General features: G+C 65.0%; 23 protein-coding genes. 6 read left to right on the top strand and 17 right to left on the bottom strand.

Features of this window, described 5'->3' with window-relative positions; all coding sequences use genetic code 11:
- Positions 1-141: 141 nt before the first annotated feature.
- The 7 genes from ACFPU0_RS06325 to ACFPU0_RS06295 form a co-directional block, all read right to left on the bottom strand.
- Positions 142-1,296, bottom strand: a complete 1,155-nt coding sequence (locus ACFPU0_RS06325; RefSeq protein ID WP_377691965.1) for a MalM family protein — start codon at positions 1,294-1,296, stop codon at positions 142-144.
- Positions 1,296-2,882, bottom strand: coding sequence for an outer membrane protein transport protein (locus ACFPU0_RS06320; protein WP_377692006.1), 1,587 nt, complete (start codon positions 2,880-2,882; stop codon positions 1,296-1,298). The genes ACFPU0_RS06325 and ACFPU0_RS06320 overlap by 1 nt, the downstream gene beginning before the upstream one ends.
- A gap of 24 nt (positions 2,883-2,906) precedes the next feature.
- Positions 2,907-3,911, bottom strand: a complete 1,005-nt coding sequence (locus ACFPU0_RS06315; RefSeq protein ID WP_377691964.1) for a transporter — start codon at positions 3,909-3,911, stop codon at positions 2,907-2,909.
- Between the two features lie 37 nt (positions 3,912-3,948).
- Positions 3,949-4,710: a C39 family peptidase gene (locus ACFPU0_RS06310; protein WP_377691963.1), complete on the bottom strand. Its 762-nt coding sequence runs from the start codon at positions 4,708-4,710 to the stop codon at positions 3,949-3,951.
- Positions 4,711-4,796: 86 nt separating this feature from the next.
- Positions 4,797-5,249, bottom strand: coding sequence for a DUF6160 family protein (locus ACFPU0_RS06305; RefSeq protein ID WP_377691962.1), 453 nt, complete (start codon positions 5,247-5,249; stop codon positions 4,797-4,799).
- Positions 5,250-5,478: 229 nt separating this feature from the next.
- A complete protein-coding gene (locus ACFPU0_RS06300; protein ID WP_377691961.1) occupies positions 5,479-8,190 on the bottom strand; it encodes a helix-turn-helix transcriptional regulator in 2,712 nt (903 codons plus the stop codon).
- On the bottom strand, positions 8,187-10,901 hold the full coding sequence (locus tag ACFPU0_RS06295; RefSeq protein ID WP_377691960.1) for a LuxR C-terminal-related transcriptional regulator: 2,715 nt from the start codon (positions 10,899-10,901) through the stop codon (positions 8,187-8,189). The genes ACFPU0_RS06300 and ACFPU0_RS06295 overlap by 4 nt, the downstream gene beginning before the upstream one ends.
- A 167-nt stretch (positions 10,902-11,068) precedes the next feature.
- Between ACFPU0_RS06295 and pabB the strand changes: the two genes are divergently transcribed.
- Complete coding sequence (pabB, locus tag ACFPU0_RS06290) at positions 11,069-12,421, top strand: aminodeoxychorismate synthase component I (RefSeq protein WP_377691959.1); 1,353 nt, start codon at positions 11,069-11,071, stop codon at positions 12,419-12,421.
- A gap of 205 nt (positions 12,422-12,626) precedes the next feature.
- On the opposite strand, the gene thrH is transcribed toward pabB, so the two are convergent.
- A complete protein-coding gene (gene thrH, locus ACFPU0_RS06285) occupies positions 12,627-13,244 on the bottom strand; it encodes a bifunctional phosphoserine phosphatase/homoserine phosphotransferase ThrH (protein WP_377691958.1) in 618 nt (205 codons plus the stop codon).
- A 194-nt stretch (positions 13,245-13,438) separates the two neighbouring features.
- On the opposite strand from thrH, the gene ACFPU0_RS06280 reads away from it, so the two are divergent.
- Positions 13,439-14,173: a phosphoadenylyl-sulfate reductase gene (locus ACFPU0_RS06280; protein ID WP_377691957.1), complete on the top strand. Its 735-nt coding sequence runs from the start codon at positions 13,439-13,441 to the stop codon at positions 14,171-14,173.
- A 4-nt stretch (positions 14,174-14,177) separates the two neighbouring features.
- The gene (locus ACFPU0_RS06275; protein WP_377691956.1) at positions 14,178-14,480 is read left to right on the top strand and encodes a hypothetical protein; all 303 of its coding nucleotides are present in this window, start codon (positions 14,178-14,180) and stop codon (positions 14,478-14,480) included.
- A 222-nt stretch (positions 14,481-14,702) separates the two neighbouring features.
- Here ACFPU0_RS06275 and cysB read toward each other — a convergent pair whose 3' ends face one another.
- The 5 genes from cysB to ACFPU0_RS06250 all read right to left on the bottom strand — a co-directional run bounded on the left by cysB (position 14,703) and on the right by ACFPU0_RS06250 (position 18,601).
- Positions 14,703-15,677 carry an HTH-type transcriptional regulator CysB gene (gene cysB / locus ACFPU0_RS06270; RefSeq protein ID WP_377691955.1) on the bottom strand — a complete coding sequence of 325 codons (975 nt, stop codon included), beginning with the start codon at positions 15,675-15,677 and terminating at the stop codon, positions 14,703-14,705.
- Between the two features lie 119 nt (positions 15,678-15,796).
- The gene (locus tag ACFPU0_RS06265) at positions 15,797-16,297 is read right to left on the bottom strand and encodes a universal stress protein (protein WP_377691953.1); all 501 of its coding nucleotides are present in this window, start codon (positions 16,295-16,297) and stop codon (positions 15,797-15,799) included.
- 44 nt (positions 16,298-16,341) lie between these two features.
- On the bottom strand, positions 16,342-17,247 hold the full coding sequence (locus ACFPU0_RS06260; protein WP_377691952.1) for a 5'-nucleotidase: 906 nt from the start codon (positions 17,245-17,247) through the stop codon (positions 16,342-16,344).
- Between the two features lie 13 nt (positions 17,248-17,260).
- Positions 17,261-18,214: a putative 2-dehydropantoate 2-reductase gene (locus ACFPU0_RS06255; protein ID WP_377691950.1), complete on the bottom strand. Its 954-nt coding sequence runs from the start codon at positions 18,212-18,214 to the stop codon at positions 17,261-17,263.
- A complete protein-coding gene (locus tag ACFPU0_RS06250) occupies positions 18,215-18,601 on the bottom strand; it encodes a thioredoxin family protein (protein ID WP_377691949.1) in 387 nt (128 codons plus the stop codon).
- Here ACFPU0_RS06250 and ACFPU0_RS06245 point away from each other — a divergent pair.
- A complete protein-coding gene (locus ACFPU0_RS06245; RefSeq protein WP_377691947.1) occupies positions 18,600-19,010 on the top strand; it encodes a PilZ domain-containing protein in 411 nt (136 codons plus the stop codon). The two genes, ACFPU0_RS06250 and ACFPU0_RS06245, sit on opposite strands and share 2 nt — an antisense overlap.
- Before the next feature lie 167 nt (positions 19,011-19,177).
- Complete coding sequence (locus ACFPU0_RS06240; RefSeq protein WP_377691946.1) at positions 19,178-20,254, top strand: 3-deoxy-7-phosphoheptulonate synthase; 1,077 nt, start codon at positions 19,178-19,180, stop codon at positions 20,252-20,254.
- Between the two features lie 58 nt (positions 20,255-20,312).
- Here ACFPU0_RS06240 and ACFPU0_RS06235 read toward each other — a convergent pair whose 3' ends face one another.
- A complete protein-coding gene (locus ACFPU0_RS06235) occupies positions 20,313-20,597 on the bottom strand; it encodes a GNAT family N-acetyltransferase (protein WP_377691945.1) in 285 nt (94 codons plus the stop codon).
- 19 nt (positions 20,598-20,616) lie between these two features.
- Positions 20,617-21,888: a hypothetical protein gene (locus tag ACFPU0_RS06230; protein ID WP_377691944.1), complete on the bottom strand. Its 1,272-nt coding sequence runs from the start codon at positions 21,886-21,888 to the stop codon at positions 20,617-20,619.
- Between the two features lie 457 nt (positions 21,889-22,345).
- Between ACFPU0_RS06230 and oprI the strand changes: the two genes are divergently transcribed.
- On the top strand, positions 22,346-22,597 hold the full coding sequence (oprI, locus tag ACFPU0_RS06225) for an outer membrane lipoprotei OprI (RefSeq protein WP_011335311.1): 252 nt from the start codon (positions 22,346-22,348) through the stop codon (positions 22,595-22,597).
- 198 nt (positions 22,598-22,795) lie between these two features.
- Here the strand turns inward: oprI and ACFPU0_RS06220 are convergent, their stop codons facing one another.
- Positions 22,796-23,758 carry a L,D-transpeptidase family protein gene (locus ACFPU0_RS06220; protein ID WP_377691942.1) on the bottom strand — a complete coding sequence of 321 codons (963 nt, stop codon included), beginning with the start codon at positions 23,756-23,758 and terminating at the stop codon, positions 22,796-22,798.
- 73 nt (positions 23,759-23,831) lie between these two features.
- Positions 23,832-24,113, bottom strand: coding sequence for a hypothetical protein (locus tag ACFPU0_RS06215; protein ID WP_377691941.1), 282 nt, complete (start codon positions 24,111-24,113; stop codon positions 23,832-23,834).
- Positions 24,114-24,135: the final 22 nt, after the last annotated feature.

Raw genomic sequence — 24,135 nt, 5'->3', positions numbered from 1 at the left:
GCGCGGCCTGGAACTGTAGGGCTGACCTTGTAGGGGCGAATTCATTCGCCAAGGAGGCCGAAGGTCTCCCCTGACACCCTGCATTTCCCACCCGCCCTCACCCCAGCCCTCTCCCAAAGGGAGAGGGAGCAGTCCGTGCCGTTATTTCACGATCGCCAGTTCGAAGGAGCCCTGGTCGCTGTGCTCGTGCACCTGCATCCCCGACTCGCCGAGGGCCAGATCCTGCAGGGGGCGCTTGAAGGGTTTGTTGTCCAGGGTCTGCAGGCTGCGGTCTTCGTTGGTGGTCAGCAGCAGCACATAACGTTCGCCCTGGTTGGCGCGGACCTGCACCGTGCCTTCGATGAAGGCGTAGCGGTACCAGGTTTCGCCGTGCAACTGGTAGACGGCGTCACTGACCAGCCGTGTCGGGCGCTTGGCTTCGTCGAGGAACAGCAGCGAGGGGTAGACCACCTGGCGGTTGGCGAAGCTGCGGATGCGCAGGCCATAGCCGTGTCGGGAACGCGGCAGCCTGAGGGCGCTGTAGTAGCTCCGGCCCATGGGGAAATCGAAGCTGGGCGAGAGCTCGTTCAGCTCCTCGTAGCGCGGCTCTTCGACCGACACCTCGGTGAAGGCGTCATCCGGCAACTGCCCGCAGCACCGGTCCACCAGGCTCTGGTAGAGCGCCTCGCCCTGTTCTTCGCTGCCCTCCAGCAGCGCCTTCATGGCCGCCGTGGGCTGGCCGTCGAGGGACGGCAGCCGTGCGGCCTTGCGCCTGAACTCCAGCTCGCGGGCCTCGGTGTAGGCGACGGGGCCTGGCGCTTCCTCGCCGCGCTCGTCCCTGCCCCGGGCCGGCACCGGCGAGTTGTGGGTACGGCCCTGTTCGTCCACCCAGGTGAAGTAGGCAGGCCCCTGTTCCGGACGGGAGTAGCCGCGTCCTTCGAGCACCTCGGAATCGATGTACTCCGCCGAACGCTGGCCATTGGGCAGGACGAAGTCGCGCTGCCCCGCCCCCGCCTGCCCCGCCGCGTAGAAGCTGTTCTGCAGGTTGCCGCTGGCATCCACCCAGGTGAAATAGCGCCGCTTGCTCTCGCCACTCTTGCCGTTGCCGGGCCAGCGGCTGTCGTCGCTGTCCTTGAGGCGCGCCTGGTCGCTCTGGGCGATGCGCCTGGCCGCCTGGCGCTGCTGCTCGCTGTAGCGGGTGTCGACGAAGGTGTTGTGCACCCGGCCCTGGTCGTCGATCCAGGTCAGGTAGCGGCCGTTGCTCGCCTGGGCAGCGCCGGCGAAGGTCAGGGCGATGAAGAGGATGTTCGCTTTCATCAGAAGGTCGTCTGGTAGGTCAGGGCGAGGATGTAGGCCTTCACCGAGGTCTCGACGTTCTGGCCCGCGTAGGGGTTGTAGACCAGGTTGTCGATGCCGGTGCAGTTGAGGTTGCAGCTGGTATTGGCCTTGGTGCTCTGCTTGCTGGTGAAGTAGTTGAAGCCGATGTCGATGTTGGTGTCCTTGTCCCAGCGGTAGCCCAGGCCCAGGCCGTAGAGGTGGGCGTCGCCGATGGGCGCGAGCACGTCGGCCTTGTCGTCGGGGATGGCCGACGGGCGCCATTCGTAGCCGGCGCGCAGGGCCAGGCGGTCGGTCCACTGGTATTGAACGCCCAGGGCCCAGCTCCAGGTATCGCGGTAGCCGCGGTCGAGGATGATGCTGGTGTCGGTGGCCTTGCCGCCGCCGAAGTTCTTGGCGATGCGCAAGAGGTCCAGCTCACGGTCGAACTCGATCTCGAATTCGTTCCAGTCGCTGTAGCCGCTCCACTTGAGATCCAGGTTGAACTGCCAGCGCTCGAAGGGCTTGAGCTTGATGCCGGTGGAGAAGTTGTCCGGGTAGGTCATGTCGAGGGAGGCGTTGCCCGACTCCTCGTCGATGTTGCCCAGGGGGAACAGCGGGCTCAGCACCTGGCCGAACAGCGAGGACTGCAGGCCGGACCAGAAGCCCTGCCAGTCCTTGCTGTAGTCCACCCGGTACTTGCCCTGCAGGTGCATGCGCGCCTCGCTCTGGTAGGTGGCGCCCCAGGCGAACCAGTCGGTGGGCTCCCAGAGCACGCCGATGTTCCAGGTGGGCGACAGCGACTGCTGCAGGTCCAGGTCCAGGTTGGCCAGGGTGTCGAAGGGGCCGAGCTTGCCGCCGCAGACGTTGATCAGCCCGGAGACCACCTCCCCCATCCCCGGCAGGCAGAGGAACTCGTTGAACAGCCGGGTCAGGCCGGTGAGGAAGCCCGGGTTGCGGAAGTCCTGGTTCAGCGCCATGGCCTGGTGGGAGAAGCCGATCGACAGGCCCACCGCCAGCTCGTCGTTGACCTGGTAGCCCAGCGAGGGCGAGAAGTAGGTGATGCGCTGCAGCGCCACCTCGCGGCCCTGGTAGCGCGCCGGGTCGCTGTCCGAATCCCGCGAGTAGCCCAGCGCCATGGGGGCGTAGACGTTGGTGGCGAAGGTGAACTTGGAACCCGGCGGATTGATCGAGAGCCCGGCCAGCGGCGCGAAGAGCACCGGCACCTCGGTCATGCCCCCCATGCCCGGCAGGTACATGGCCGGGGTCAGGGTGCGGCTGCTGGAGTTCTTCACCGGATCGTCGTCGAAGCCGAGGAAGCCGTAGTCCGGCGGCGCCTCGAACTCGGCGCGGATGTCCATCACCCCGGTGAGGAATTTCACCGTGCTCTGGCGGCCCTTGAGCTTGGTCAGGGCGGCCGGGTTGTAGTGCACGGCATCGATCCCGGAGGAATCGGCGGTGATGGCGTTGGCCATGGCCATGGCCTTGGGGTTGCCGATGGTCAGGTCGTTGGCCAGTTGCGCCTGGGCCAGGCCCGCCCAGCACAGGCCGACCCCCGCGATCGCCCGCGCAAGCGGCGACAGTTGCATGCTCATGAGGTCCTCGCTCGGCGGTTACTGGGCCTTCAGGCCCTTGATGTCGAGGGGGACGGAAAGCCCCAGGAGCACGTCCGGCGAATCCTCGGTCATGCCGAAGCCGGCGTTGACGTTGACGATGTAGTCGGGCGAGGTCCGCAGGCCGAGGGAGAAGTTCATGATCGAACTGGTCTGCTCGCTGCCTTCCAGGTTGACGTCCTGGAACTTGTAGGTGGGCGCCAGGCTGTAGGCCATCTGGTAGGAAGTTGCCAGGGATACGTCGTAGGACAGCGCATAGGCGAAGCCCATGCTGAAGTTGAGGGTGTCGCCCGGCTCCACGTCTTCCAGGAGGCGCCCGCCGCGCACCTGGTGGATGTCGTGCACCGGCAGGTTGTAGGTGTAGCCGACGGAGCCGAACAGCACGACCGGGTCGATCACGTAGGACAGGTTGGCGCCCACGCCCAGGCTGTAGTAGCCGTTGCCGGTGGACAGGTCGTTCTCGGTATTGATGTCGTAGGGGCTGTCGCCGGTGGGCAGGCCGAGGGTGGCGAAGAGCGTGGTGACCGGCCGCCCACGGGTGGAGGACCAGGGCTGCCAGCGCAGGGAGGCGGAGATGTCGCCGAGGCTGTAGACGTTCAGGTCGCGCTCGGTGTCGTACTTGGCGACGAAGGGCAGGCGTACGCTGAAGGTCAGGTTGTCCCACACCCCGTAGTCGAAGGTGAAGGAGTTGGTGAAGGTGTGCTGCGCTTCGCTCTGGCCGACCACGCTGAAGACGTTGTTGCCGGTGCGGATGGTCTCGATCTGGACGTCGCGCACCAGGGAATAGTCGAAGCCGTAGGTGAGCGTGCGCTCGCCCTTCTTCAGCAGCGTGTAGCTCTTCTCGGACGCCTGGAAGACCTCTTCCAGCGCCTTGGCGCTGTCGGCATCGTCTTCCTTCTTGCTCAGTGCATCACGCGCCTCGTCCACCGAGGCTTGCTCGGCGTGCAGCGGCAGACTGGTACAGAGCACCAGCATGGCCAGCCATGCGTATTTCCTTGGTCCCATGGTGCTATCCCCAGGTCTTTCTTGTTATGTGCGGGTGTCACTTGCGGCGGATGTAGCGGATATCGCCCCCCGAGCCGAGCTCATTGATTTCGTTCTCGGTGAACTTGGTGATCTGCGGAAACTGCTGGAACGCCAGCAGGCTGACGATGCGGTCGTCCACCAGGCGCAGGTCGCGCTCGGTCAGGGCCATGGCGTTCCGGGGTTCGTTGCCCGAGGGGAAGATCACGAAGAGGACGTTCTGGTCCCAGATTTCCTCGAAACGGGCGCGGGTGAAGCTGATGTTGCCGAGGGCGGGATCGGCGACGAACACATGCTCGTCGTAGACATCGCGCACCACCACGAAATGCTTGAAGCCGCCATAGTGGATCGGGACGATGGCCGGGTGTTCCAGGGCGTCGAGGTCGGCGAACTCGGCACGGAAACCGCCGCTCTTGTAGCCCAGGGCGCCGACGAAGCGCTTCATGTCCAGCAGCGAGAAGCCGCGCCGCTCGACGATCTTGTCGGCCTCGCCGTAGCGCAGCAGGCCCTCCATCACCTGGCGTTCCTCCAGGTTGCGGCCCAGGTAGTAGTCCAGCATCGTGGTCAGCGCGGCGGAGCCACAGCTGTAGTCATAGGCCTGGCGGATGACGTTGCGGAACTGCAGCTGGCTCATCGGCTCCACCACCGCCGTCTCGCGGTAGGGCCCGTTGGGGGTGAGCGGCTGGCTGATGTTCACCGCGCCTTGCGGTTGCGGCCTGGTATCCACCGCCTGGGTGAAGCCGAACAGACCCAGCAAACTGCCAATCAGGATTTCGATCATTGCCGTTCCGACTACGGGGCTCGCGGGGAAAGGCCCCGCCGGCGCGAACCGGCGGGACTTTCCGGTTTACAGGACGTGCGTGGCTATCAGTGGCCCCAGACCTTGATGGTGGAGCCGGACATGTTCATGTTGTTGACGGCCAGGGAGCCGATGCTGGCGGAACTGGCGTCGCCCACGCGGATGGCGCCGACCGAGAGCTGGCCGGTCATGGAGGGCAGGCTGATCTGCAGCTTGTCGGTGCCGCCCGCACCACCGTCGATGACATCGATCTTCAGCGGGTCGGAATCGAGGATGTCGAAGCCGGTGAAGGAGATGGTCTCCAGGCGCAGGGTGCCGTTGGTGGTGGTGCCCCCGCTGGTTTCGGAGTCGGTGTAGACCACGCTGCCGATGCTGCCGTTGAAGCTGCCGGAGATGCTGATGCCGTCCTGGCCGGTCACGCCGGACAGTGCGGTGTCATCCATGGCCTTGAGGTCGGCCTGGGCCATGAAGGGTGCAGCGAGTACGGCAGCTGCCAGAGCCAGTCGTTTGAAGCTTTTCATTCTTTTTATCTCCAAAGTTCACAGGTGGGTTGCCCCAGGGCCTGCCGCCGACTCCTGTCAACGACAGTCGGACCGGCTCACGCCGATCTCCAGGCCGGCCACTGCTTCCCTAGGCGCATCCGGCGAGGATTCGTGAAGCAGCTTGCTTCCCGACCTGGGAACAAAACTACTGGCCCCCTCCCCCGCTGCCAGCCCATCCAACGGATGGAGGGCAACGGGCCATCCCACCTCAAGCCCCGCTCAAGAGGCCCAGGCTCTTGCCTTTGAGTACCGCCTGGGTGCGGCTGCGCACTCCGAGCTTGGCGAACAGGTTGTGCAGGTGCCACTTGATGGTGGCTTCCGACAGGTGCACGGCCTGGGCGATATCGCGGTTGGACAGCCCGGCGGCCACATAGCGCAGGATTTCCCGCTCGCGATGGCTAACGTCTTGATTTTCATCGAAAGTATCCGGATCCACCGCGAGCCGGCGGCACTGCTCGCGCAGGCTTTCGGCCACCCCCTGCCAGGCACCGGCGCGCTTGGGTTCGGCGGCGCGCCAGGCGTCCCAGAGCGGCAGCAGCCAGAGGGCGTCGTCCTGGAACAGCCGACGGTAGCCGCGGTTCCAGGCTTCTTCCAGGGTGTTCTGGAACAGGGCGAAGGCCTTTTCGCTGTTACCCCTGCGCCAATACGCCACAGAAAGTAACAGGGACAGGCGCAGCCGCCGGTCGCGCTGATGCTCGTCCTGCTGCCGTGCCAGGCAATTCTCCAGGCTGGCCTGGGCGCGCTCGGGGCGCCGCTCGGTCAGCGCCAGGCGTGCCTCGGTCAGGGCCAGCACCGTATGGGCGTCGGCGTAGCGCGCCAGCGGCAGCACGGCCAGGTGCTGCTGCAGTTGCAGGCAGATGCGTTCAGCCTCGTTGGGGCGGCGCAGCCAGAGCAGGAACTGCACCTTGCAGGCCATGCCATGGGCGAACACCCGTTCATAGCCCGCCCCCTGCAGCCCGGCCAACCATTCGTCGAGCTGGACCAGGGCCTGTTCCGGTTCGCCGGCGAAGAAGCGCGCCCGCGCCATCACCAGCTGGCCGCGGCTGATCAGCTCCACCGGCGTCGCCACGTCGCGCCAGGTGGTGGCCAGTGGCAGCTCGGCGAGAACCGCCGCGTGGCGATCCTGTTCGTACAACAGGTCGGCATAGGCCAGGGCCAGGGGCCCGCCCACCCGGCTGCGCCGGCCGAATACCCGTTCGACCCGCGCCCGCGCGGCCTCGGCAATGGCCCGCCCACGCTCCAGGTCGCCGCTTTCCTTGCAGATCAGGGATTCGATCAGGCTGGTCATCACGTGCAGGTATTCGCTGTCCACCAGCTTGAGGTTGTCGCGGGCGACGGCGATGGCCCTGGCCGACTCGCCGAATTCGCCCATCAGCGAATAGGCCGCGGCCTGCACGCAGGCCAAGCTGGCGCGGAACACCGGCTGGCTGTCCGGCACCATGGCGAGCCACTGGCGGGCGACCTTGAGGCAGGCCTCCAGCTTGTCCTGGTAGAGCATCACCAGTGCCTTGAGCACCTGGGAGGCGGCCAGCAGTTCACCGAGACCGAAGTGCATCAGCTTGCCGCGCCCCTGCAACAGGCGCGCGCTGACCTCCTCGATCAGCGCCTCGGCCTCGGCGAAACGCTGCTCGAAGGCCAGTTGCCAGGCATAGAAGATCTGGAACACCGGATGTTCGCGGATCACCTCGGCCGGCACCTCCTTGAGCATGGAGAGGATGCCGTAGACCCGGTTGCCGGCGATCAGCCGCGCCCCCTGGCGCTCCAGCAGCTCGGCGGCGAAGGCGAAGTCACGGCCGCGCAGGGCGTACTTGATGGCGCGGTCCGGCAGGTCATGGCCTTCGCACCAGCGCGCGGCGGCATGCAGCAAGGTCGCCGGGTCGGTCCGGCGCGCGAGGCGTCCCAGGAGGAACTCGGCGAACAGGTGATGGTAGCGGAACCACTCGCCCTGTTCGTCCAGCGGGATCACGAAGAGCTGCTCGCGCTGCAGGCGCATCAGCATGTCGAGGCCGTCACGGCGGCCGGTCAGGGCGTTGCACAGGTCGGCGCAGAATTCATCCAGCACCGAGGTCTGGTCGAGGAACTGCTGCAGCGCCTGCGGCAGGCTGTCGAGCACATCCTCGGTGAGGTAGTCGGCGATGTTGCGCTCGGTGCCGCTCAGGCTGGCGAGAAAGGCGGCGCGGTCGGGGTGCCGCGCCAGGGCCAGCCCTGCCAGGTGCAGGGCGGTGATCCAGCCCTCGGTGCGCCCATGGAGCTGGCGCACCTCGGCATCGGACAACGGCAGCTGGCGCACTTCGCGGAAATAGGCCGCGGTCTCTTCCAGGGTCAGGCGCAGGTCCTCGGCCTTGAGCAACAAGGACTCGGCTTCGCTGAACAGCAGGCGCGGGGTGAAGCGGGTGCTGCTGATCAGGTGCACATTGGCCGGCAGGTTCTCGATCAGGTAACGCGCCCCCTGGTCCAGGGCGACATGGCGGATGTTGTGGAAGTCGTCGAGCATCAGGTAGAGCTCGCCCTCGACGCGCTTGAGGTCGCCGACGAAAGCATCGATCACCGCCTCGATGGGCCAGTTCACGTCGCCCTGCAGCAAACCCACGGTGTTGCCGCCGAAACCCGGGATGGCCGCCTCCACGGCGGCGACCAGGTACTGCAACAGGCGCTTGGGCTCGCTGTCGGCCTCGTCGCAGGACAGCCAGGCGACGTGGGCGCCTTCGCCCTGCAGGCGCTGGCGGAACAGGCTGAGCACCGTGCTCTTGCCGAAGCCGGCCGGGGCACTGAGGACCAGCACCCGACGCCCGCGGGCGCCATGCAGGCGCTCGATCAGGGCGCGGCGCGGCAGCAGGGGACGGCCGCCGGCATCGGCCGGAAACAGCTTGGTGCGCAGCAAGGGGATCTGTTGCGGGAGGGACAGGCAGAGGTCGGTCATGGTTCGAGCAGCCCCAGCTCGCGGGCACGCCGGATCGCCTGGGTCCGGTTACGCACCTTGAGCTTTTCGTAGATGTTGTGCAGGTGCCATTTGACGGTCCCCAGCGCCAGGGCGAGCTGCTGACCTATCTCTTCGTTGGACAGGCCCTTGGCGGCCAGGCAGATCACCTCGCGCTCGCGGTCGGTGAGGCCTTCCTCCGGCGCCTCCAGGGATTTGCGCGCAGCCTGCCCCGGCCAGGCCGCCAGCAGGTCGCGGATGAACCCCTGCAACGCCGGTTGGCGCTCCGCGGACTCCAGCTGCTGGAGCAACTGGCGGATGGCCTCGCCCTCCTCGATGAACAGGCTGCGCACACCTTCGCGCTCGGCACTGAGCAGGCATTGCACCAGCAGGCTCTGGGCCCGCTCCTGGTAACCCAGGCGCTGGTAGCTCAAGGCCGCCAGCAGGTCCAGGCGCAGTCGCTGCAGGCCATGCCAGTTGGGCTGCAGCTTGCCGCGCAGCTGGGTGATCTCGTGCAGGGCTTCGCTGAAGTGACCGCGGGCCTGTTGCAGCCGCACGCGGATCAGCCCCTGCACCCAGAGCGCCGAGTTGGCGCCGTGCTGGCTGCCGCCGCTGGCCAGCTTGTTCCAGTCCACCCCCTTGAAGCGCTGCTCGGCGCGCTTGATGCGGTCGGTACCCGGCTCCTGGAGGATCAGCGAGATCTCGTCGGCCACCGCCTGGGCATAGAAGCGCCAGGACTGGATGCGTGCGGCGAGGTTCTGCATCAGCACCAGGGTGGCCTGGGCTTCCTTGACCTTGTCCTGCATGCGCTGGATGCGCGCGAGGAAGAGCAGGCCCTGGGCGTAGATGTCGATGGGACGGATCACGTCGATATGGTTCAGGGCCGCCGCCAGGCGTTCCTCCATGCCTTCGATACGGCCCTGCTGGTAGGCGATCAGCGACTCGACTATGACCGGCAGCGCCATGGACCTGGACTTCTCGCCCAGCTGCGGCGTGACCTGGGCGCGCATCTGTTCGAACAGCATCCGCGCCTGCTTCACCTGGCCCTGCTCCAGGGCGAGGAGAATTTCCACGTTGGCCAGCTGCATGTCCAGGTAGCGGCCTTCGAGAAAGTGGTTGCGTTGCTGGGCCAGGGCCAGCAGCCGGCGCGCTTGGTCGGGCTGGGCGAGGATCGCCAGGGCCATGGCGCCGATCACCAGGATGGCCACTTCGAGGAATGCCTGGTTGCGCCCGAGCTGGGCCTCGACCCGGCGGGCGATGGCCACGCAGAGTTCCAGGTCGTCCTTCTGCAAGGCGATGGCGGCCTTCACCGCCAGGGTCGCCAGGTACTTGTCGTTCAGTTGGCTCTCCGCACGGGTCCCGCCCCAGCGCGCCAGCAGTTCGTCGAGCATCCGGTTGGCTTCCGGCAGGGCCAGCTCGGTGGCGCGGTTCCACACGTCGGCGAGCACCAGGGTCGGGTAGCGCTCGGCGATGTCGTCCGGGACCTTCTGCCGCCAGCGGTAGATCTTGTTCAGCTGGCCACGGTTGATCAGTTCCAGGCCGCAGCCGTCCACCAGCGCGGCGAGCATTTCCGGATCCTCGGCCAGGCTCGCGTGCTCGATGGCGAGGTTCTGCATGTGGTGGTTGGTGAACCAGAGGCTGGCATTGAAGTGCAGCTGCTTGAATCGCTCCGGATCGCTGGCCTTCAGGCGGCTGCGCAGGAAGTCGGCGAACAGTTGGTGGAAGCGGTACCACTGGCGCTCGCGGTCCAGCGGCAGGAGGAACAGTTGCAGGGTCTCCAGCCGCTCCAGCAGGGCCTGGCCGTCCTGGCGGCCGCTCAGCGCGCTGGCCAGGTCGCCGCTCAACTGGCTGGCGATACCCAGCGCCAGCAGCGCGTCCTGCAGGTCGGCGGGCAGCTGTTCGAAGACGCTGGCCAGCAGGTACTGGCCGACCGTGGCCTGGTCGCTGCCCAGGCGCTCCATCTGTTCGGCGGCCTGGGGCTGGTGCCGGAGCCAGAGGCTCGCCAGCTGCACCCCTATCGCCCACCCTTCGGTATGGCTGTGCAGCGCCGCCAGTGCGGCATCATCCAGTTGCAGGCCGGAGCGGGCCAGGTAGTCGCGGGTCTCCTCGGCGGACAGGCGCAGTTCATCGAGGCCGATCTCCAGCAGCCAACCCTTGGCCCGCAGGGTGGCCAGGTTGAGCGGCGGCAGGGAGCGGCTGCCGACGGCCAGGCTGAAGCCGGTGGGGGCCAGGCGCACCAGGCGGCCGAGGGCGGCGAAAAGCTCCGGGTCCTTGAGCAGGTGCAGGTCGTCCAGCACCAGCAGCAGCGGGCCGCCATGACGGGCGAGATCCACCAGCAGGCTTTCCAGCACGGCGTTGGCCGGTACCTGCATGGTGTTCTGCAGATAGCCACGGGCATGATCGCCGACACCGGGCACGGCTTCGCCAAGGGACTTGATCAGTTGCTGGAAGAAGCGCGCCGGGTCATCGTCCTCGGCCTCCAGGGAGAACCAGGCCACCGCGCTGCCGGCCGCGCGGCGCTGGCCGGCCAGGGCCGCGAGGGCGGTGGTCTTGCCGAATCCGGCAGGCGCCGAGAACAGCAGGAGGCGTGCATGGGGATGTGCGGCCAAGGCCGCCTGGACCTGGGACCTGGGCAGGTAATCGGCGGATGCCTGGGGTGTCACGAGTTTGGCGCGCTGGCGGCTACCGGCTGCGGGGTTGAGAACTGCGTCCACTGCCTGAATCCCTAATCTGTCGTTATCGTTGTGGATCGGAGCTATTTCTCCGTGGGATTGGTACATAAGTATCAGAATGCATTTCCCTCGTAAACTTCAGAAAAGGCTCTAGGATCGACACTGGAGGCAGACTAGAATTCGCCCTTGCACCCTGCTTGCGCGCCCCTATGCCTGACTGCCATCTACACGCCCTTCCCTATCACGAATCCCTCTGTGACCGCTTCGCCCTTGTCCGCCAGGCGCCCGGCGCCGTGTTGCTGGACGCGGGTCGCCCCGGCGCGAGCCGTGGACGCTATGACCTATTCAGCGCCTGGCCATTGGCAGAATTTGCGCCAGCGCCGGGCGAATCGGCCAAGGACTTCACACAACGCCTGCGCCAGGCGCTGGCGGGACTTGGCGAAGCCGACTTGCCTACGGGCATTGAGCTGCCGTTCGTCGGCGGCCTGATCGGCTACCTGGCCTATGACTTCGGTCGTCGCGTCGAACACCTGCCCGAGCAGGCACTCGATGACCTGCACCTGCCGGATGCGCAACTCGGTCTCTACGGTTGGGCACTGGTCAGCGACCACCAGGCGCGAACCAGTCAATTGGTGTTCCACCCGAGCCTGGACGGCGTCCAGCGGCAGCGCCTGATCGACCTGTTCAGCGGCCCTGGCAGCGCTCCCGCCGGACCTTTCCGCCTGCGCGCGCCGTTCCGCGCCAACCTGGCGGAAACTACCTACCGACGGGCGATCGAGCGGGTCCAGGCCTATATCCAGGCTGGCGATTGCTACCAGGTGAATTTCACCCAGCGCTTCCAGGCCCCCTGCGAGGGCGATCCCTGGACCGCGTACCAGGCCCTGCGCGCCGCCTGTCCGACGCCCTTCGCCGGCTACCAGGCCCTGGCCGGCGGCGGCGCCATCCTCAGCCTGTCGCCGGAGCGCTTCATCAAGGTCAGCCAGGGCCAGGTGGAGACCCGCCCGATCAAGGGCACCCGTCCCCGTGGCCACACGCCGGAAGAGGATCGCGCCCAGGCGGAGGAATTGCTGGCCAGCCGCAAGGACCGCGCGGAAAACCTGATGATCGTCGACCTGCTGCGCAATGACCTGGGGCGCAGCTGCGCCACTGGTTCGGTGCGGGTGCCGGAGCTGTTCGCCCTGGAGAGCTACCCCAACGTGCACCATCTGGTCAGCGCCATCACCGGCCGCCTGGCAGCCGACAAGGACGCGCTGGACCTGATCATGGGCAGCTTCCCCGGCGGCTCCATCACCGGCGCGCCGAAGATCCGCGCCATGCAGATCATCGACGAGCTGGAGCCGACCCGCCGTTCGATCTACTGCGGCTCCCTGCTCTACCTGGACGTGCGCGGCGAACTGGACAGCTCCATCGCCATCCGCACCGTCCTGGTGAAGGACGGCCAGGCCAGCTGCTGGGGCGGCGGCGGCATAGTCGCCGACTCCGATTGGCAGGAGGAGTACCGGGAATCCATCACCAAGGTGAAGGTGCTGATGCAGACGCTGGAGGGGTTGGGGGACAGTTGACGCCCGAGGAAGAATTTCCTTGCCGGGGCGAATGCTCCTTGTGGGGGCCAATTCATTCGCCAAGCAGGCCGAAGGTCTGCCTTTCAGCCTCCCAGGGGGCCAGCTGCGCTGGCCTTGGCGAATGAATTCGCCCCTACAGGTTCCGCGCCCCGCTACCAACAAAACGAAAAAGCCCGCTTGCGCGGGCTTTTTCATGGGCGGGAGATCAGAGGCTCAACTGGCGGTTGGAGGCCTTGATGAACTCGCGCTTGAGGTCTTCGTAGGTGTGCACCGCCGGGAACTGCGGGAACTCGCGGATCACGTTCTCCGGGGCATGGAACAGGATGCCGGCGTGGGCTTCGCTGAGCATGGTGGTGTCGTTGTAGGAGTCGCCGGCAGCGATCACGCGGTAGTAGAGGCTCTTGAAGGCGATCACCGACTGGCGCTTGGGGTCCTTCTGGCGCAGTTGGTAGCCCACCACGCGATCGGTCTCGTCGGTGATCAGGCGGTGGCAGAGCAGTGTCGGGAAGCCCAGCTGGCGCATCAACGGCTGGGAGAACTCGTAGAAGGTGTCGGAGAGGATGACCACCTGGAAGCGCTCGCGTAGCCAGTCGACGAACTCGACGGCGCCTTCCAGCGGCTTCAGCGTGGCGATCACGTCCTGGATGTCGGCGAGTTTCAGGCCATGCTCGTCGAGGATGCGCAGGCGCTGCTTCATCAGCACGTCGTAGTCGGGGATATCCCGGGTGGTCGCCTTGAGCGCTTCGATTCCGGTTTTTTCCGCGAAGGCGATCCAGATTTCCGGAACCAGTACACCTTCCAGGTCGAGACAGGCGATTTCCACGAGCAGTTTCCCCGCATGGCTTTTTGATTGGAGGCGGCACTCTAGCCGCTGGGCCAGCAGGGCGCAACGCGTCGCTTATAGCCGAATCTAGCAGTCCACCTTCCTGATGGTTATTTAGGGGCATAACCCGCCCTTTGTTAAGATGCGCGCCATAGAGCGCGCCCAGCGCCATCCCATAAAAGGAAGCCAGCCTGATGAGCCAACCCTTCGATGTCGCCGAACTGGCGACGGCCTACGCCAGCAAATCCCCCCAGGACATCCTCAAGCTCGCCTTCGAGCATTTCGGCGACGAGCTGTGGATCTCCTTCAGCGGCGCCGAGGACGTGGTGCTGGTGGACATGGCCTGGAAGCTGAACAAGAACGTCAAGGTCTTCAGCCTCGACACCGGCCGCCTGCACCCGGAAACCTACCGCTTCATCGACAAGGTGCGCGAGCACTATGGCATCGCCATCGAGGTGCTGTCGCCGGACCCGAAGCTGCTGGAGCCCCTGGTCAAGGAAAAGGGCCTGTTCAGCTTCTACAAGGATGGCCATGGCGAGTGCTGCGGCATCCGCAAGATCGAGCCGCTCAGGCGCAAGCTGTCTACCGTCAAGGCCTGGGCCACCGGCCAGCGCCGTGACCAGAGCCCCGGCACCCGTTCCCAGGTGGCCGTGCTGGAGGTGGACAGCGCCTTCTCCACCCCGGACAAGCCGCTGTACAAGTTCAACCCCCTGGCGCAGATGACCAGCGAGGAAGTCTGGGCCTATATCCGCATGCTGGAGATCCCCTACAACCCGCTGCACGAGCGCGGTTTCGTCAGCATCGGCTGCGAGCCCTGCACCCGCCCGGTACTGCCCAACCAGCACGAGCGCGAGGGGCGCTGGTGGTGGGAAGAAGCCACCCAGAAGGAATGCGGGCTGCACGCCGGCAACCTGATCAGCAAGGCCTGACGCCATGCGCGTCACCCTGGTGAAGAAGGTCCTGGCCGATGGCCAGGACTGCCGCAAGTGCCGGGATGTGATGGAACGGCTGGAACGCGGCGGCCACCTGGCGAAGATCGACCGCATCCTGGTGGCCGACGAGCGCGACCCAGCCAGCGCCGGCTGGATGGCCGCGCAGCACTACGGCATCGACACCGCCCCCTTCTTCGTGGTGCGCCATGACGACGGCCGCGAGCAGGTCTACACCGTCTTCCTCGCCTTCCTCCGCGAGGTGCTGCAACCGTCCTCGCTCCCCTCGACGTCAACGAGCGCGTAGGATGGGTTGAGGTACGAAACCCATGCGGTTCGGGATCGATGGGTATCGCTCCGCTCGCGGAACGCCGCCCGCCCCATCCTGCGGGCTGGGCGCTGTCGTAGGGTGGATCACGCTTTTCCGATCCACCATAGGCGCCCGCTTCAATGCCAATGCTGGACATGTTCGCCGACCCCATGAACGAAAAAGCCCGACGACTCCCGGGCTTCTTCCTGGACGCCGCACTCAGTAAGTGGGCAGCTCCACGTCGTGGAACAGGTCGTCCAGCTCCGCCTTGTTGTGGCACTGCACGGCCTTGGCCAGGACGTCGCGGGTGAGGTGCGGCGCGAACTTCTCGATGAAGTCGCACATGAAGCCGCGCAGGAAGGTGCCGCGACGGAAACCGATCTTGGTCACGCTGGCCTCGAACAGTTCGCTGGCATCCAACACCACCAGGTCGCTGTCGAGCTTGGCGTCCACCGCCATCTTGGCCACGATGCCCACGCCCAATCCCAGGCGCACGTAGGTCTTGATCACGTCGGCGTCGGCGGCGGTGAACACCACCTTGGGCGTAAGGCCGCGGTGGCTGAAGGCCTCGTCCAGCTTGGAACGGCCGGTGAAGCCGAAAACGTAGGTGACGATGGGGTGCTCGGCCAGGGCTTCCAGGGTGAGTTTCGGCAGTTTGGCCAGGGGGTGGCCCTGGGGCACGATGACACAGCGGTTCCAGCGGTAGCAGGGCATCATCACCAGGTCGCCGAACAGCTCCAGAGCCTCGGTGGCAATGGCGAAATCAACGGTGCCGTCGGCCGCCATTTCGGCGATCTGCATGGGCGTGCCCTGGTGCATGTGCAGGGCGACGTCCGGGTATTGCTTGATGAAACCGCCAATCACCGGCGGCAGCGCATAACGCGCCTGGGTGTGGGTAGTGGCGATGGACAGGGTGCCCTTCTTCTCGTTGGAAAATTCCTGGGCGATCTGCTTGATGCTCTCGACCTTGCGCAGGATCTCGCCGGCCGTGGTGATGATGCGTTCCCCAGCGGGCGTTACACGAGTGAGGTGCTTGCCGCTGCGGGCGAAGACCTCGACGCCCAGCTCGTCTTCCAGCAGGCGGATCTGCTTGCTGATGCCCGGCTGCGAGGTGTAGAGACTTTGTGCAGTGGCGGACACGTTCAGGTCGTGGTGCGCCACTTCCCAGATGTAGCGCAATTGCTGGAGCTTCATAGGCAATCCTCAAAGCGAGTACACCGCAGGATGTCGGCGGCGTTTATAACCATATTAATGGTTTGCTGAATAAAACTAGACGTTTTTTTCTGACTTGCACAACGAACGACCAGCGGCGATCAGAAGTCGTTGCGTCCGCGGTGCTGGAGCATGGGGACCAGGTACACCGGCACCTCGGACAACTGCACCAGCCGCGCGGCGGTACGCCCGAGCGGCGTTTCCAGCGAAGTACCGTGGCTGTGGCTCCCCACCACGAGCAGGTCCACCGAGAGTTTCTGCACTTCTTCCAGGATGACCAGCGGCGGGTCGCCCTGGACCACCCGCACGGCACGGATCATGTCCAGGTCCTGGACGGCTTCGCCCATCTCGTCGCGAAAGCCTTCCAGCACCCGTTGCTCGATGCTCGACATCACCGTACCCAGGCCCTTGACCCGCAGTTCCTTCAGGGTGTCGTCATCCAGGTAGGTCTGCAGCACCGACTCGGCGAACAGGCCGAGGGGTTCTACGGCGTGCACCACATAGAGTTGGGCACTGAAGGCCCGGGCGAGGGATAAAGCGTGTTGCAGGACATAGGGGGCATAGAGACCGAGGTCCGTGGCATAGAGAATGGAGCGGATCATGAGGCCTCCTACCGCCCTTCATGGCTGGCCTCACCTGAGCTTAGTCAGAACTGTGGCTCGTTGCTCACACCGTGGGGAACATGCCCGGTGGCCACCACGTCGCGGGCCTTCTCGCAGTGCCCGGCCTGGTCGTCGAAGAACACGTCGGCGCCGAAGGTCTCCAGGATGGCCGCCTTCTCCAGCCCGCCGAGGAAGAAGGACTCGTCCAGGCGGATATCCCATTCCCGCAGGGTGCGGATGACGCGCTCATGGGCCGGCGCCGAACGCGCGGTGACCAGCGCCGTGCGAATCGGGCAGGCATCGGCCGGGAACTCCTGTTGCAACCGATTCAGGGCGGAGAGAAAGGGCTTGAAGGGACCTCCGTCCAGCGGCTCCCGGGCCGAATCGCGCTCATGGGCCTGGAAGGCGGCGAGGCCACCGCTCTGGTAGATGCGTTCCGAATGGTCGGAAAAGACCACCGCATCGCCATCGAAGGCGATGCGCAGCTCGTTGCTCGCCGCCCGGCGCGGTCCCCCGGAGAGGATGGTGGCGGCGGCATAGCCGCTCTGCAGGGCTCCCCGGACGTCCTCGGCGTGGGTGGAGAGAAACAGGTGACAGCCGAACGCGCGCAGGTAGGGTTCCGGACTGCGCCCGCCGACGAAGGCCGCGCGGGAGATGCCCAGGCCATAGTGCTGGATGGAGTTGAAGGCGCGCAGGCCGGTGTCTGCGCTGTTGCGCGAGACCAGGATGACCTCGACCCGCTGTTGCCCCAGCAGCTCGTTGAGCCCGAGGAGCTTTTCCACCAGCGGATAGGCGTCGCCGGGGGCCAGCACCTCGTCCTCGTGGTCGATCTGGTACTGACGGTAGGCTTCTATGCCTTCCGCCTCGTAGACCCTGTGGCTCTCGTCCAGGTCGAACAGCGCCCTCGAGGAAATGGCCAATACCAGCTTGTCGCCCAGACCTGCGCCCATGGCGGTACTCCCGTCAACCCTGGTTGCGTGCGTCGATGAAGCGTAGCGCCTGGTAGAGGGCGCGCACGCGGGGCATCTCGAATCCGGCGGCGGAAGCGGCGGCCAGCGGCGCTTCGTAGATGGCGCCGAGCTCCAGCGGGCGCTTCTGTGCCGCATCGTGGTACATGCTCGGCAGGTAGTCGGGCATGCGATCGGTGGAAGCCAGCAGCTTGGCGGCGAAATTCTCCGGGATGCGGTGGCCGCAGGCAGTGGCGCCATCCACCACCTCCTGCATGAGGGCCTGGATCAGTGCGCGGCTGTCGGGGTTGCCCATGAGCGCCGTGGTGCCGGCGTCGAGCAGCACCGACAAACCGTTGTAGGGCACATTCCACACCAGTTTCTGCCAGCGCGCCTGGTCAAGGTTGGCCACCGCGGCCGAGTCGATGCCGGCGGCCTTGAACAGGGCCGAGCCCTCCTCCGCCAGCGCCAGGCGCTCGACCTCGTCACGGGCGGGGCCGGAGTGGTAGCCGAGGTTCACCGCCCCCAGGGACTGGTGCTCGATCACCCCCGGTGCGGAACGGTGCACGCAGATGTAGCAGAGGCCGCCGAGAAGATGCAGGGATTCGGGCAGCAGCGGACGCAACTCGTCCTCGACCGCCAGGCCGTTCTGCAACAGCACCACCTTGGCGCCCGCTGCTGCCGCCTGGGCGATGACCGGTGCGAGGGCGGCGTTGCTGGTGGTCTTGGCCCCCACCAGGAGCCAGTCGCAGGGCGGCATTTCGCCGGCATCGCGATAGGCCTGTACCGGGAACAGCGCCTGGGCGCCATGGACCACGCTGTTCAACTGCAGGCCACGGGCGGCCACGGCGTCATATTCGCTGCGCAGCAGGAAATGTACGTCGAAGCCGGCACGGGCCAGCATCACGCCATAAAAGCCACCAATGGCGCCGGTACCGATGATGCCGATGCGCGGATTGCTTGAACTCATCTAGGGAAGCTCCTCTGCCGGCCGGACAAGGGCCCGGTCCAGGGCTTGAATCAGATCGTCGCGCCGCAGGGTAGAGTGCAGCGCGCCATGGAAACGGCCATTTCTGACCACGAACAGTGCTGGCAGGTGAAATACCTCATAACGCTGGACCAGCCCACCATTATTGCCGGCATCTATCCAGCACAATCGCTCCACCGGCAGCGCGGCGCGCGGCAGGTGCTGCCGAGCCCAGCGGCAACTGGCACACCCCGCGCCGGTGAATACCACCAGGGACGTACCGGGCAGGTCGAGCAGCCGGCGATCGGCATCGAGGTCGGTCATTTCGGCCTCGGGCACTATAGTGTCTGGTGCGATGCCGAGTTCAGGGCATCGGGAGTTCTCGACCATGCGTCAATTCCTGCGTCATCCCACGGAAATGCCCGTGGAACTGGTAGCGCGCAAGCGCAAGCACCTGCCCTTGCAGCGGCTGCACGATATCAGCCTGGGTGGGGTGGCGTGCAACTCCATGCGCGCTTTTCGCCGGGGTACGGCGATCGAGCTGTGCATTCCGCTATTGGGCGAACAGGCCTGCTTTTCCGGCATAGTCGCCTGGTGCCGCAAGCAGATCGAGGACTACCTGATCGGCATCTCCTTCCTGGACGAAGAGAACAGCTTTCGCGCGCGCATGGTGGAACAGATCTGCCTGATCGAGCAGTACCGCAGGCAGCGCGAGGAGGCCCTTGGCCAGCCCCTGGCTCCGGAAGCGGTGGCGCAGGAGTGGATCGCAATGCACGCGGCGGACTTCGCCCCCGTCTGAAATCGTGCAAATTCCCCGCCCAGCCCATGCATTCGCCATTGTCGAGGCCGCGTGGAAAGCGTTAAGGTTCCCCACCCCGCGCGTTTTTACTGCTGTGCACTCCGCCAGACGGGGTTCCCTGGCGACCGGCACCCGTGACCTGACGACCCTGAAAAATGAAAAGCACGATGGCTGATTTACAGATCGACGACCTTAACGTTGCCTCCAACGAGACCCTGATCACGCCGGAGCAGTTGAAGCGCGAGATTCCTCTGACCGACGAAGCCCGGCGCACCGTCACCAACGGCCGCCAGGTGGTTCGCAATATCCTCGATGGCAAGGACCATCGCCTGTTCGTGGTAGTGGGCCCCTGCTCGATCCACGACATCAAGGCCGCCCACGAATACGCCGACCGCCTCAAGGGCCTGGCCGCGGAACTGTCCGACACCCTGTTCCTGGTCATGCGCGTCTACTTCGAGAAACCGCGTACCACCGTCGGCTGGAAAGGCCTGATCAACGACCCCTACCTGGACGACTCCTTCAAGATCCAGGACGGCCTGCACATCGGTCGCCAGTTGCTGCGCGACCTGGCCGAGAAAGGCCTGCCCACCGCCACCGAAGCGCTGGACCCGATCTCCCCGCAGTACCTGCAGGACCTGATCAGCTGGTCGGCCATCGGCGCCCGTACCACCGAATCCCAGACCCACCGCGAAATGGCCTCCGGCCTGTCCTCCGCGGTCGGCTTCAAGAATGGCACCGACGGCAGCCTGACCGTGGCGATCAACGCCCTGCAATCGGTTTCCAGCCCGCACCGCTTCCTCGGCATCAACCAGGAAGGTGGCGTCTCCATCGTCACCACCAAGGGCAACGCCTATGGCCACGTGGTGCTGCGCGGCGGCAACGGCAAGCCGAACTACGACTCGGTCAGCGTCGCCATCTGCGAACAGGAACTGAGCAAGGCCGGCATCAGCCCGAACATCATGGTCGACTGCAGCCATGCCAACTCCAACAAGGACCCGGCGCTGCAGCCGCTGGTGATGGACAACGTCGCCAACCAGATTCTGGAAGGCAACAACTCCATAGTCGGCCTGATGGTGGAAAGCCACCTGGGCTGGGGCAACCAATCGATTCCGAAGGACCTCGACCAGCTCAAGTACGGCGTCTCCGTCACCGACGCCTGCATCGACTGGGACACCACCGAGAAGGCCCTGCGCAGCATGCACGCCAAGCTCAAGGACGTGCTGCCCAAGCGCCAGCGCGGCTGATCGCGACGCGGAAACGAAAACGCCGGGCAGTGCCCGGCGTTTTTCATTGCACGTCAGCTCAGCTGCTGTGCTGCGCCTGACGCTGGCGACGCTCGATGTAGCGCTCCACATAGGAGCAGGACGGGATCACGGTATAGCCGTGGTCCTCGGCATATTCCAGCGCGGTTTCAGTCAGGGCCGCGGCGATCCCGCGACCGCGCAGGACGTTCGGCACGAAGGTACGATAAATGTCCAGCGTCTGTTTACCCAGATCCATATAGGCCAGATACGCACGATGACCGTCCACGGTGGTCTCGAACTGATGACCTGCCTGGTCATGGTGGATGGACAATGCCTCGCTCATCACTACTCCTCTGAGGGGTCTAAAACCGTACCCGTACCTTATCTATCTTTTCCAGCCGAAGGAACATCTCAGCCGTACCCGAACCGAATTGGACGCTGAGATAGGCCTTCCCGTTCTCCACCTTGTGTAATACACCCTGGTAATAGGCGCCATCGAAGGTGATGAACTGCAGCCGCTTGCCGGCGTAACCCGGCAGGTCGGCAACACTGACGAACTCGTACTGCTGTACGGCACGTTCCGTGTCGCCATTCTCCTTTACCACGCTGATCTTCTCCAGCGCCGCCGGCTCGTTGCGCGCGGTCGGATCGACCCAGGCGAATTCGACCGGCCGCACCGCTTCCTGGTTCACCAGCACCGCCGGACGCAACATGCCCACCACATCCTTGGCGTCGAAGAACTGCAGGCCATCCCACGCCATGCCCTCACTGGGCGTCAGCTCCACCCGCAGCGACTGCGGGTCCTTCAAGTAACGCCCGTAGGCGTCCAGCAGCGCCTGCCCGAGGGCGATCCTCTGGCTGCGCAGCACGGTGTCCAGCTGCTGCACCGCCGTCGCCTGATAGGCCTCGGCGGACTGACCGAGCTTGCCGGCGCAGAATTGCTGGACCTTGCGCTGGTACTGATTGTCGTTCAGTTCGAAGATCACGCTGGACAGATGCGGCGGATTGACCCTCAGGTCTCCCGGCTTCTCGGACATGTTAGACAAGGACAGGCTGAGGCGCACTTCACCCATGTCGCGCGTGTCGGACGTCAGGTTGAAGCTCAGTTTCTGCGCGCCCGGCTGGAACAGGTAGGAGAACTCCGCATCCGTTTCCAGTGTTCGGTAGCCCATCTCCAGCAACTCGCCGGTGCCGATATTGCGTACCGAGCCGCAGGCCACTTCGCTCATTGCGGTAAAGACGCTGCGTTCGGCGGGAGTGTTGTAGAGCTGCTGCATGAAGGGCCCATGCACTTCCAGTGCAACTCCCTTCAGACTGACCGCCATCTGCTCGGGAAACTTGCCCTCGGCCAAACGTTCCTTGAAGCGCAGCAGCTCGCCCAGGCTCCTGAACTTCAGTTCAGCCTGCTTCACCTGCAGGCTGTCGCCCAGGGCCGGAACACGAAGTTGCAGGCTCTCGAGGCCGACACGGCCATCAAGGGAAGAAGTTATCCCCCCGTAGGTGATATCCATCATCGGCGACAACTTGCTGATCGCATCGTCCATGATGGATCTGACCGACCACCAGAGCGACAACTTGATGATCAGCCCTACTGCCAGAATCGACAGCACTCCCCACTTGAGAATCTTCGACATTGTGACGTCCTTGAAGTCTGCGCTTCGCCATGGAGTTCGGAAGCGGGGCAAGCTTATCAGCGCCCTGCTGGCACAACCATGGCCGCTCTTTGTATAGCCGAAGATATTTCTCGGTTCTCTGCAGAAAGTTCCACTTTCGGAACCCGTTTCGGGTACATGGCAATATCCCGACTCGGTATCCGCGAGTACGCTTGTCCGAATATGGCGCCGAAGCCGACCCGAGCCATGGGCCGGGCCTACACTTGCAATTTCGACTGATCAAAGAACAATCAGACTGGCTGTTTTTTGACCAGCGACCTCGTTATTTGCTCGTGAACTAGCCGGCAGGCTGAAAAAAATGTGCTTGCCTTGCGCGTGGTCAGTTTACTTACTACAAGTTATGGGTAGTATGTACGCCGGCTAATTTCCCAAGCTCGGGGAATTGCTTTATGGAAATGTCCACCTTAAGGGGAACACGATGAACAACGTTCTGAAATTCTCTGCTCTGGCTCTGGCCGCAGTTCTGGCCACCGGTTGCAGCAGCGCATCCAAAGAAACCGAAGCTCGTCTGACTGCTACTGAAGACGCAGCTGCTCGCGCTCAGGCTCGTGCTGACGAAGCCTATCGCAAGGCTGACGAAGCTCTGGCCGCCGCTCAGAAAGCCCAGCAGACCGCTGACGAGGCTAACGAGCGCGCCCTGCGCATGCTGGAAAAAGCCAGCCGCAAGTAATAGCCTTCCGGCTATTGAAAGCCGACCCGGTTCGCCGGGTCGGCTTTTTTCATGCCCACGATTTTCTGCAACCCCTTCGCTCGCGGGGCCGGGTTACCGGCACGCAACCTGCTTGAATCGCAACGAAACGCCAGATCGCAGGCAAAAGAAAAGCCCGCCTGCGCATCGCGCAGCGGGCTTTCCTGAAGCGGGGCTCGCTTAGAGTTCGGTATTGGGGATGGTGGCCGCCACCGCCGAATCTGGCTCGGCGATTTCCACCGGCAGGCCATCTTCGGCCGCCACCACTTCACGCACCACATCCCAGTCCAGGCGAATGCTGCCGGCCAGTTCCTCACGCTTGAGCAACGCATTGATCACGGCAGTGTGCTTGTCCACCACCGAGGGATCGCCATGGTCATCCAGAGGCGCATGGGCCTCCAGGTAGACCTTGCCGCCACTCATGCCGAACTTGTAGGGCTCGTTCAGAATGCGCACGGGCGTGCCCACCGGGGCCATGGCCGCCAAAGCCAGCACGTTGTTGTTGAGCATGCGGAAGCAGCCATGGCTGACGCGCATGCCGATACCGAATTTCTTGTTGGAACCATGGATCAGGTAGCCCGGCACGCCCAGGTTGAACTTGAACGGGCCCAGGGGGTTGTCCGGTCCCGGCGGTACCACGGCGGGCAGCGGATCGCCATCGGCGGCGTGCTCTTCACGGATCGACTTGGGCGGATACCAGGCCGGATTGGAAGTCTTGGCCGTGATGGTGGTGTGGGCGATGGGCGAACCCCAGCCTTCACGACCGATGCCCAGCGGATAGGTGTGCACTACGTTCTGCCCTTTCGGGTAGTAGTACATGCGGTACTCGGCAAGGTTGATCACGATGCCTTCGCGCGGCCCCGGCGGCAGGATGTAGCGGGTCGGCAGGATGACCTCGGTGCCCGCCCCCGGCAACCAGGGATCGACACCCGGGTTGGCGGCGACCATTTCCAGGTAGCCCAGGTCATTGGCGACGCCAATGTCGGCGAAAGTGTCTTCGTACTTGGCCTTGATCACCTGGACCTGGCCGACGATGTCTTCGCCGGGCGGAGGCAGGGGCAGCTCCAGGGCTGCGACGGGGCCCGCCACCAGCAGGGACGCTAATGACAGGGAGCGGGCGACGGCTGGAAAGCGCGGCAACATCCGGGAATCCTTGGCAAATTGACTGAATAAAAGACGCGAAATTCTACACCGGTGCGCGCGCCACCGGGAGCCCTCAGACCGGCGACCAGACCGAGTGCAGCCCCTGCCGCTGGGCCTCGAGGGTGGAGCGGCAGTTGGCGCACAGGCGGCGGTCGCGCAACAAGCCCGTTTCCAGATTACTCCAGCGTGGCTGCGCTGGCAGCAGGCCGCCGCAGAGGGTCCGGTCAGCGAAACCACCCAGCTCGAGCTGTCTCGCAACCAGGTGCAGGCGCACTTCGCGGCAAGCGAACAGGTCGAGTTGCTCGTCAGGCTCTATCACTTTGTAGCCAAACAGGGACCAGGCGGGGCGCGGCATGGAGGACTCCAGGGAGGGTGCG

It is taken from the genome of Pseudomonas sp. GCM10022186 (assembly GCF_042656385.1).
Classification (GTDB): Bacteria; Pseudomonadota; Gammaproteobacteria; order Pseudomonadales; family Pseudomonadaceae; genus Metapseudomonas.
The sequence above is the reverse complement of the archived record's forward strand: the minus strand, read 5'-3'. Positions and strand labels throughout refer to the sequence as shown.